The organism is Promicromonospora sp. NPDC060271 (genome assembly GCF_042726755.1).
Taxonomy (GTDB): Bacteria; Actinomycetota; Actinomycetes; order Actinomycetales; family Cellulomonadaceae; genus Promicromonospora.
This window is the reverse complement of record NZ_JBHXBG010000191.1, coordinates 1-10048: the sequence shown is the minus strand read 5'-3', so window position 1 is coordinate 10048 and position 10048 is coordinate 1. Positions and strand designations below refer to the sequence as shown.

The window sequence follows — 10048 nt, the reverse complement described above, 5'->3', positions numbered from 1 at the left end:
AGACAGAACTCGGGCGGGCTCTGGTTCTACTTCGCCCGAGTTCTGTCTCGCCCTGGTACTTCGCTCTGGTGCTACCTCAGCGGGGTGCGTCAGTAGCCGTACGACTCCTGCATCTGCGGGTTCAGGCTGTACTGCTTGACCCGCTCGGCCTTGCCGTCGATCGAGTCGTCGATGTCGAACGTGTCGAAGCCGATACCGAGGTCGTTCGAGTAGGCGTACCCGTTGTAGTAGTACGTCGACCAGGTGCCGCCGCTGCTCACGCCCTCACCGCGGTCGAACCACGCGAGCTCGCGCGGGTTGTCCGAGTCGGTGAAGTCGAAGACGGAGACGCCGCCCTGGTACCAGGACTGGACCATGATGTCCTTGCCCTTGACGGGGATCAGCGAGCCGTTGTGCGCGACGCAGTTCTCCGCTGCCGTGTTGATCCGCGGGATCTTGTAGTACGACGCGAGCTCCAGCTCCTTCTTGCCGAACCACTTGCGCTTGATGTCGTAGATACCGTTGGCACCCAGCTCCGGCGCGTACTCGCCGGTGCAGGTCGCGAGACCGCCGCCGCCGAGCTCGTCGGTGAAGACCACCTTGGTGGCGTCGTTGTTGAACGTCGCGGAGTGCCAGAACGCGAAGTTCACCGTGTCCCGCACCCGGCTGATCACCCGTGGACGCTCGCGGTTGGAGATGTCCATGAGGATGCCGTCGCCCATGCACGCACCGGCGGCCAGGTCGTACTTGGCGTACGTGGTGATGTCGTGGCAGCCGCTCGTGGCGGAGGCCCGGCGGGCCGGGTCACCCTCGTAGCCGGTGTCGTCCGGGAACAGGTTCGGCGTGGCGACCACCGCGGCCGACGTCGGGCTCTTCAGCGGGATCTTCACGATCGAGACGAAGTCGTGCGGCGGCTGGCAGTCCGGGTACGTCGCGTTCGGCGAGTACGACGACACGTAGGCGTAGAGGTTGCGGCCGTCCTTGGCCGGAGCCAGCGAGTGCGTGTGCGAGCCGCACTCCGTCTCGATCGACTTGATGTACTGCGGTGCGAGCGGGTTCGAGATGTCCCAGATCTTGATCCCTTCCCAGGCCGCCTTCTCGGTGGCCGGGAGCGACGTCGAGGCGCACGAGTCGTCGCTGCGCGACGAGTCGGTCGACAGCACCAGCAGGTTCTTGTAGACCGAGATGTCGTTCTGCGAGCCCGGGCAGTACACCTGGACGACCTGCTCGGGATTCTCCTTGTCCGTCAGGTCGTACACGGTGAAGCCGTCGTAGTTGCCGGCGAACGCGTACTTGCCCTGGAACGCGATGTCCGAACCGGTGCCCTGCAGCGCACCGTTCTTGGGCTGGTTGCTGAGGTGGGTCATGTTCGAGGACTGCGTCTCGCCCGGCGGCACGTCAGGCTCTGCGACGGAGGCCGCCACGGGCGCTGCCAGTGCCACCGTCGCCGCGGCGACGAACGCGGTCAGGGCGACGCCAGTGGCACCCCGGACGCGAGATCGGGTAAAGGTTGGACGACGCACGGGCGTCACACCTCCTAGGTCGGTTGAGGCAGTGTCACTCACAGCAACCTCTCAGCACCAGGACTCTTGGTGTTTTTTACACAGTGGTGACAATTGCCCCAAGCGACGCAAGGCTGCCCGACGGCGTTCGCCGACGCGTCAGCGGACGAACGACTCCTGCATCTGCGGGTTCAGGGACGGGAGCCGCACCTTCTCGGCCTTCCCGTCGATCGAGTCGGCGATCTCGAAGGTGTCGAAGCCGATGTCGAGGTCGTTCGAGTAGGCGTAACCGTTGTAGTAGTACGTGGACCACGTACCGCCGTTGCTCACGCCCTCACCGCGGTCGAACCAGGCGAGCTCACGCGGGTTGCGGGAGTCGGTGAAGTCGAACACCGAGACGCCGCCCTGGTACCAGGACTGGACCATGATGTCCTTGCCAGGCACCGGGATCAGCGAACCGTTGTGCGCCACACAGTTCTCGTTCTCCGTGTTGATGCGCGGGATCTTGTAGTACGACCTGAAGACGAGGTCCTTCTTGCCGCCGGCCTTGCGCTTGATGTCGTAGATGCCGTTGGCACCCAGCTTGGGACCGTACTCCTTGGTGCAGGTCGCGAGTCCGCCACCGCCGAGCTCGTCCGTGAACACGACCTTGGTTGCGTCGTTGTTGAAGGTCGCCGAGTGCCAGAACGCGAAGTTCTCGGTGTCCCGGACCCGGTCGATCACCCGGGGGCGCTCTCGGTCCGAGATGTCCATCAGGATGCCGTCGCCCATGCACGCGCCGGCCGCCAGGTCGTACTTGGCGTAGGTGGTGATGTCGTGGCAGCCGCTGGTCGCCCAGCCCTCGCCGTTGGGGTCACCCTCGTAGCCGCCGCCCGGGAACAGGTTCGGCGTCGCGACGATGCCGGCCGACTCGGGCGAGCTCAGCGGGACCTTCACGATCGAGATCTTGTCGTGCGGCGGCTGGCAGTCCGGGTACGCCTTGGCCGGGAAGTACGAGGAGACGTACACGTAGAGGTCCCGCTTGTCCTTCGACGGCACCAGGGAGTGCGTGTGCGAGCCGCAGTCGGTCTCGACGGACTGGACGTACTTCGGCTTCAGCGGGTTGGAGATGTCCCAGACCTTGATGCCTTCCCAGGCCGCCTTCTTGGTCTCGGGGAGCGGCTTCGACTTGCACGAGTCGTCACTGCGCGACGAGTCCGTGGACAGGATCAGGATGTCCTTGTAGACGGAGACGTCGTTCTGGCCGCCCGGGCAGCGGACCTGAACCGCCTGCTTGGGGTTCTTCGGGTCGGACAGGTCGTAGACGGTGAAGCCGTCGTAGTTGCCGGCGAACGCGTACTTGCCCTGGAACGCGAGGTCGGAGCCCGTGTTCCGCAGTGCGCCGTTCTTGGGCTGGTTGCTCAGGTGCTTGATCTTCGAGGACTCGGTCTCGCCCGGGGGTACGTCCGGGTCCACCGAGGACGTCGAGGTCGTGCCGGCGAAGGACTGCTCCGCCGTACCGTCGCCGGGCGAGGCCAGGCTCGGTGCCGCGACAGCGAGCGTCGCGGCCGCGAGCACCGCTGCGAGGGCGGCGGCAGCGGCACCCCGCACATGCGATCGGGTAAGGGTTGGACGACGCAAGGGCGTCACACCTCCTAGGTCGGTATAGGCAGTTTGACCCAGAGTGTTCTCCCAGCACCACGAATTTAGGGGCCGCTTTTTACACAGTGGAGACAAATTGCCTGGCAGGATCGTCGCGTGCCGACAACTGTCGAAGTCCGGGGACCCGGACACGACAGCACGTACGAGAGGATCGCCCCGTGGAGATGCTGACAGGTACCGCACGACGGTCGCGCTTCCGCGCGGTCGCTACCGGCCTTGCCGTGCTGATGCCGCTCACCCTCGGCCTGGCCGGCTGCACCGGGCCGGCCGACGAGCCGGAACCGGTGTCGACGCCCAGCTCCGTGGTGCTGCAGCCGGGGAAGCCCGGCGAGAAGAACGAGACGATCGCCCCCGAGGACTACAAGGGGGCGCCCGCCCAGGCGCCGTTCTCGAAGGCCGACGCCGACTTCCTGAGCGACATGATCGTGCACCACACGCAGGCGATCGAGATGTCCGGGCTGGTCCCGGAGCGGAGCGACTCGGAGCAGCTGCAGAAGTTCGCCGCCCGGATCGACGTCGTGCAGGACAGCGAGATCGACCTCATGTCCGGCTGGCTCGAGGAGAACGAGTACACGGTGCCGCTCACCGCGGAGGCAGGTGACGGCTCCGGCCCGCGGACCTCGGGGCACGGGCACGACGCCGAGAGCATGCCGGGGATGCTGACCGACGCGGAGATGGCGGCGCTCGAGAAGGCCTCAGGGGCCGAGTTCGACAGGCTGTTCCTCGAGGGCATGATCAAGCACCACGAAGGTGCGCTCACCATGTGCGAGGAGGTCGCCGGGTCGGGCAGCGAGGAGCGGGTCCTCGAGCTGGCGACCAACATCGCAGCCGACCAGATGGCCGAGATCGACCGGATGGCGAACCTGCTCGCCGAGCTGTGAGCGCGGCCTGACACGAGATCGCCGGGACAGAGCGGTTGGCTCTGCCCCGGCGATCTGCCGTGATCGGTGCTGATCAGGCGCGACGGCGGCTCTGCAGGATCAGACCGGCGATGGCCGCCAGCACGCCGAGCGCCGCGGCGATGATGACGACGATGCCCACCGCACCCACCGGCGCATCGCCGACCTTGGTCCGGAGCTCACCGGTGCCGTCGGACAGCCGCGTCGTCCCGGACGCCAGCTCCGTGGTGCCCGTGGCCAGCCTGCCGGAACCGTCGGCGAGCAGCTGCGTCCCGTCGGCGAGATCGGTGGCACCGGCCGCCAGCGTCTGCGTGCCGTCATCGAGGGCGCCCGTGCCGTCGACGAGGGTGCGGGTGCCCTTCCGGGCTTCCTCGAGCCCGTCCCGGACCTTGACCGACCCGTCGGCCAGGCGCTGCGACTTCGCGACCTTCGGGACCACGCGGTCCCGGACCTCGATGATGCCGGCGGTCAGCTCGCTGGAGCCGGTGTAGAGCCGGTCGACGCCGGAGACGAGCGCCGGTGTCTTGGATGCCAGGTCGGCATTGCCGCCAGCAACCTGGGTCGCACCCGAGAGCAGCGCAGGCAGACCACCCTTGAGCTTGCCGGTACCCGCAGCCAGTGCGGCGTTACCGTCGGCAACCCGTCCGGCACCGGAAAGCAGCGCCGGCAGACCGTTCTTGAGCTGGCCGGTACCCGCCGCGAGGTCGGCGTTACCGCCGGCCACCCGCGAAGCACCCGCGACCAGGGCCGGAGTGTTCTGCGCGAGCTCGGCGTTGCCGCCGGCAACCTGCCAGGTACCCGCGACGAGGGTCGAGCTGCCCTCGTACGCCGAGCCGACACCGGCCACGTACTTCTCCACGCCCGGCACAAGCTGGCCGAACCCGGCGTGAAGGGAAGCGCTGCCGTCCTTGACCTGCTCCGAGCCTGCGGCGAGACGACCTGCCCCGTCCGAGAGGGTGTCGATACCCGTGGCGACCTGCTGGGCTCCACCAGATACCTGCCCTGCTCCCTTGGCCACTGCCGCCGAACCGTCAGCGACCGCCGATGCCCCTGCGGAGAGCTTGCCGAGCTTGCCCGCGAGATCCGCCGCGCCATCCTTGGCCTGACCAGCACCCGCCGCGACCTGCCCGGCTCCAGCAGCCAACCCGCCGGCCGATGCCGCGAGCCCTTCGAGCTGCTGCTTGAGGGCAGGGTCGTCAGTTGTCCCGGCGAGCTCCGTCAGCTTCGCCTGAAGGGCCTGGTTCCCGCCCTGTACCTGCTGCGCGCCACCGACGAGACCACCAAGCTTCGCAGCGAGGGTCTCCGCGCCACCCTGCGCTGTGGCTGCACCGTCCGCTACGGGTGCAGCGCCCGCCGCCACGCTCTTGGCGCCCGCTGCGGTTTCGGCTGCGCCCTGTGCGAGCGCGGGTGCAGCGGCGTCGAGCTGCTGCAGACCGGCGTCGAGCTGGTCGGCTCCGGCGTCCAGTACCACCGCACCAGATGCGAGGCTGCTCGCACCGCCCTGGAGCGCGGAGACACCGCCCAGGATGGTGCTGTTGCTCGCGGCAAGCTGCGACAGCCCGGTGTTCAGCGTCTGGCTCCCGACGAACACTCGTGAGGAACCGTCGGCAAGCTGGGTAGCGGCCGAATCGACGAGGCCAACCCCCGCGGCAAGGCTCTGCGACCCGGATGCCAGCAGACGAGCACCAGCATCAAGCGGAGTCACGCCGTCGCTCACCTTCGCGACGCCGTCCCGCAGTGCTCCGGCGCCGGAGGCAAGACTGCGTGCACCAGCATCGAGTGGGCTGACGCCTTCACTTACCGTCGCAACGCCGGCTGCGACCAGCAGAGACCCATCCGCAAGCCGCTCAGCTCCGTCAGCAAGCTTGGGTGCCCCGGCGTTCACCGTGCCGAGCCCGTCCCTTATCTTCGTCGACCCAGCCGTCAGCCGCAGCGACGCGTCCGCAAGCTCGGCCACGTCCTCCGCCGTCTCGGCGGTGCCGTCCGCGATCTTCTTCGACCCGTCGTGCAGCTTGATGACGCCCGCGCGCAGCTCGGAGGCCCCGGCGTCGAGCCGCCCGGCCCCGTCAGCAAGCTTCTCGACGCCCGGCACGACCTCGTCCTGCACGCCGGCGTTGAGCTCGACGGCTCCGGCGCTGAGCTCGTCGACGCCGGAGACCAGACTGGTCTGGACGCCGTCGTTCACCTCGCCCGCGCCGTCGTCCAGCTGGGCCGCGCCGGACGCGACCTGGCCCTGGAACAGGAGCATAAAGGCCGTGGCCACGATCGCACCGACAAGGAGGAAGGCCAGGCCTACCGCTATCAGGATCGTTGGTGCCGGCCCTGGTGGTGCTGGTCGGGATGCGTGCAACTGCGTCATCGGTTCGCCTCTCGCTCCGCGGGCATCGTCACCCCGCGAAAGTTGTCCTACCGGCGCCCACTGTCCGCCGGGCTCGCCGCCGTTGGCGAGCACGAAGCCCGTCATCTCGGGCATCTGGGCTGAACGTACCGGCGGTTGACGCTCTGGGGAACGCTTCTATTGATCACAACTCAGTAAAACGGGGAAAGATCACCCGCCGACGCCGACCGGCGAAACTCAGCAACCCAGGCGCGCGGACGGACCTGGCCGGGCCCCGCGGACACGCCGCCGGCGCTAACCCTTTTCCGCGCCGGCGGTCAGCCCTTCGGTGAGGGCGCGCTCGGCCACCCCGTACAGGATCACGATCGGCACCGTGAGGAGCACGCTGCCCGCCATGAGCACCGTCTTCGACACTTCCTGGCCGTCGGCGAGCCGCGTCAGCCCGAGCGACACCGTCCACAGGTCCTGCTTCGCGGAGAGGAACAGGAGCGCGAACAGGAACTCGTTCCAGGCGATCATGAACGAGTACAACGCCGTCGACATGATCGTCGGCATCGCCAGCGGCACGGTGATGCGCGTCAGGATCTGGAGGCGAGACGCGCCGTCGATCACTGCCGCCTCGTCGATCGACTCAGGGATGCCGGCGAGATAGTTGCGCAGCATGTGCACGGAGACCGGGACGGTCAGGGCTACGTATGCGATCACCAACCCCACCAGGGACGAGCCCAGCCCCAGCACCTGGAACCCCACGAACACCGGCACGGCGATGATGATCGTCGGGAACAGGTAGACGGCAAGGAACAACCAGGAGACCTGCGACCGCCCGGCGAACCGCAGGCGCGTCAGCGCGTACGACGCCGGCACCACCAGCACGACGGTCAGCGCAGCGGCCCCGACCGCGACGAACGCCGAGTTGCGCATGAACCGCGCGAACCCGTACCCGCCGTCCTCCTCCGAGGCCAGGACCTCGCGATAGGTCTCGGTGGTGATCCGGTCGAGTGCCGGCAGCACACGCAACGGGTCGCGCAGCAGGTCGTCGATGCGCACGAAGCTCAGCGAGAGCATGTAGCCGAACGGCACCACGGTGGCCACGACGAGTCCCACGATCACCACGACCCGCAGCACCCGCAGCACCCTGGTCTGGACCGTCACCGCGCTCATCACGCCTCCCTCTGCCTGGCCGTCAGGCGTAGGTAGATCGCCAGCGCGACGCCGAGGAACACGGCCATCACCGCGGCCGTCGCGCTGGCACCTCCGATGTCGCTCGACCCTGTGAGCTGCTCGAACACCCGCACTGACGCCACCTGGGTGCCGGCCGCACCGCCGGTGAGCAGGTAGACGTCGTCGAACTCGTTGAACGCCATGACCATGCGGAACAGCACCAGCAGGGCGACCGTCGGCAGCAGCTGGGGCAGCACCACGAACCAGAACTTCTGCAGCGGTGTGGCGCCGTCGACGACTGCGGCCTCCTCGATCTCGCGGCTGAGGCCCGTCAGGGCCGCACCGAGGAACATGAAGGCGAACGGGAAGTAGCGCCAGATGTCGTAGACGATGACCGTGAGGAGCGCGGTGGGCGCGGACGAGAGGAAGTTGACCGGGTGCTCCCAGCCGAGCACCTGGGTACCGAACGCGTTCACGACGCCGTACTGCGGGTTCAGGGCCACCTGCCACACGAACGTGGTGGCCACGACCGGCGCGACATAAGGAAGCAGCATCACCGCCCGCAGCGGCGCCCGGAGACGGAACCGGTCCCGGAACGCGAGCGCGGCCACGAGGCCCACCGTGATCGATCCGGCGGTGGTCGCGACCGAGTACTCGACGGTGGTGAGCAGGGCCCGCCAGAACGCCGGGGCGGTGAGGACATCGACGTAGTTGTCGAGCGTGAGCTCGTTGAACAGGCCGTTGCGGGCCACATCCACGTAGCGCGCGTCCTGGAAGGACAGCACCACCGTCCAGACGATGGGGACGACGATGATCGCGGCCACCACCAGGACCACAGGCACGACGAGCGCGATCCCGTCCCGGTTCTCGGACCCTCGCAGCTTGGACGCCATCCCCACCTCTCCTTCTTCGTCGTGGGCGCGATCGTCGCGCCGGGAGCGGACGCGTCGGCGCAACGGTCGCGCTCACAAGCGATGAGGTCAGTCGCGGGTTGCTATGTCGGTCACGGCGGTCTGCATGGTCTGCTGCGCCTCGCTCGCGTCGGTGGTACCCGACCCGAGGTCGGCCGCGGCCTTGGCGAGCGGCAGCTCGCTCGTGATCGGGCCGAGGATCGCGCCCTGACCCTGCGGCAGCGCCCAGCGGTCCGCGGACTCAGGGGCCGCTGCCAGCGTGTCGGTCACCTCAGCCGGCCAGACGTCGGAGAACGTCTTCTTGGCGTCGACGCCGATCTCCAGCTCGGACCACGCGTCCGTGTACTCGGTGGGGTTGTCCGCCGTGCCGGTCCGCACGGGCACCTTGCCCTCCGGCGCCATGGCCAGCCAGTCCACGTACGCGTCGGACATCATGTACTCGACGAGGTCAGCGGTCTCCGGGTCCGCGCCGTCGGTGATGCCCCACGAGACGAGCTCGACGTACCCTGCGGCCTCGCCACCCGCTGACGGACCCTCGACCACGGGGACCACGCCGGTGTTCTCGGCGAGCCAGCCCGGGTCGTCGCCGCACTCGTCGCACGACGGCGTGAACTCCTCCCGCAGCCCGGCCATCTCGTCGAGCAGGAACGACGACCACACCGCCATCGCCGCCTGCCCAGCGAAGTAGGTGGAGCGGGTGGACTCGACGCCCTGCGTGCCGTCGGGCGAGAAGTCGCCGGCCAGGTCCGCGTAGAGCTCTATCGTCTCGGTGCACTCCGGGCTGTCGAGGGTCGCCGTGCCGGCATCGTCGACGAGCTCGCAGCCGTTGCCCTGCGCCAGGAACTCCAGCGTCTGCTGCGTGAACGGGTCGGCCGCGTCGGTGGCCAGCGTCACGCCGTACCGACCCTCCGTCGTGAGCTCCTCCGCCGCCGCCCGCAGGTCGTCGTACGTGGTGGGCGGCTCGAGGCCGGCCTCCTCGAAGAGGTCGGTGCGGTAGTACACCAGCATCGGCCAGGCGTCCGAGGGCACGGCGAGCAGCTCGTCGCCGTCGCTGGTCAGCTCGAGGGCCGACGGCGTGAACGTGTCCTCGCCGAGCGCCGCGACCACCTCGGCGGCGGCGCCGCGGTCGAGGTAGCCGTCGCGGTCGAAGGCCCGGACCAGCCCAGGGCTGATCGCGTTGACAGCGTCCGGCATGTCGTCGCCGGACAGTGCCGCCGCGGAGATCAGCTGCGACACCTGGTCCTCCTCGACCGGCACCAGCTCGGTCTCGACGCCGGACCGCTCGGACCAGGCAGCCATCGCCTCCTCCTGGATGGCCAGGCGTTCAGGCTGGGTCTCGACGGTCCAGACGGTGACCATCCCGTCGGACTCGGGGCCGCCGCTACCGCAGGCGGTGAGCGTGAGGGCCATCGTGGCGGCCGTGAGAGCTGCGATCGTCAGGCGGACCGCAGCCGCCCGGTTCTGCCGGAACATGGCATCTCCTCGCCATCGAGTGAGTAGACCTGGCACCCAGGTTTAACCCATTGGCAAGAGATGTTCAAGGAATTGCCGTGAAACGGTGCTTCATGTGGGCTGCGGGCGCCGCGCATGCGGAAGGCCCCGGCTCCCCACAGGGGA

7 protein-coding genes are annotated in these 10048 nt (G+C 68.5%); 1 reads left to right on the top strand and 6 read right to left on the bottom strand.

All coding sequences use genetic code 11. The features are described from left to right. Positions 1–89: 89 nt before the first annotated feature. Both ACFWE2_RS22060 and ACFWE2_RS22055 read right to left on the bottom strand, forming a co-directional pair. On the bottom strand, positions 90–1502 hold the full coding sequence (locus ACFWE2_RS22060) for an LVIVD repeat-containing protein (RefSeq protein ID WP_377226350.1): 1413 nt from the start codon (positions 1500–1502) through the stop codon (positions 90–92). Between the two features lie 138 nt (positions 1503–1640). Continuing rightward, entirely contained in the window at positions 1641–3071 is a 1431-nt protein-coding gene (locus ACFWE2_RS22055) for an LVIVD repeat-containing protein (protein ID WP_377226349.1), read from the bottom strand. Positions 3072–3286: 215 nt separating this feature from the next. Between ACFWE2_RS22055 and ACFWE2_RS22050 the strand changes: the two genes are divergently transcribed. Beyond that, complete coding sequence (locus ACFWE2_RS22050; RefSeq protein ID WP_377226351.1) at positions 3287–4003, top strand: DUF305 domain-containing protein; 717 nt, start codon at positions 3287–3289, stop codon at positions 4001–4003. 73 nt (positions 4004–4076) lie between these two features. On the opposite strand, the gene ACFWE2_RS22045 is transcribed toward ACFWE2_RS22050, so the two are convergent. From ACFWE2_RS22045 to ACFWE2_RS22030, 4 genes are all read right to left on the bottom strand, one after another. Next, positions 4077–6284, bottom strand: coding sequence for a hypothetical protein (locus ACFWE2_RS22045; protein ID WP_377226348.1), 2208 nt, complete (start codon positions 6282–6284; stop codon positions 4077–4079). Positions 6285–6653: 369 nt separating this feature from the next. After that, complete coding sequence (locus tag ACFWE2_RS22040) at positions 6654–7520, bottom strand: carbohydrate ABC transporter permease (protein WP_377226347.1); 867 nt, start codon at positions 7518–7520, stop codon at positions 6654–6656. Then, positions 7520–8413 carry a carbohydrate ABC transporter permease gene (locus ACFWE2_RS22035; RefSeq protein WP_377226346.1) on the bottom strand — a complete coding sequence of 298 codons (894 nt, stop codon included), beginning with the start codon at positions 8411–8413 and terminating at the stop codon, positions 7520–7522. Before ACFWE2_RS22035 ends, ACFWE2_RS22040 begins: the two co-directional genes overlap by 1 nt. 87 nt (positions 8414–8500) lie before the next feature. Further along, complete coding sequence (locus tag ACFWE2_RS22030; protein ID WP_377226345.1) at positions 8501–9904, bottom strand: ABC transporter substrate-binding protein; 1404 nt, start codon at positions 9902–9904, stop codon at positions 8501–8503. Positions 9905–10048: the final 144 nt, after the last annotated feature.

Excerpts from the sequence above, each read along its gene's own strand:
- ACFWE2_RS22035 (WP_377226346.1), bottom strand. The coding sequence starts at position 8,413 with ATGGCGTCCAAGCTGCGAGGGTCCGAGAACCGGGACGGGATCGCGCTC.
- ACFWE2_RS22050 (WP_377226351.1), top strand. The coding sequence starts at position 3,287 with ATGCTGACAGGTACCGCACGACGGTCGCGCTTCCGCGCGGTCGCTACC.
- ACFWE2_RS22040 (WP_377226347.1), bottom strand. The coding sequence starts at position 7,520 with ATGAGCGCGGTGACGGTCCAGACCAGGGTGCTGCGGGTGCTGCGGGTC.
- ACFWE2_RS22030 (WP_377226345.1), bottom strand. The coding sequence starts at position 9,904 with ATGTTCCGGCAGAACCGGGCGGCTGCGGTCCGCCTGACGATCGCAGCT.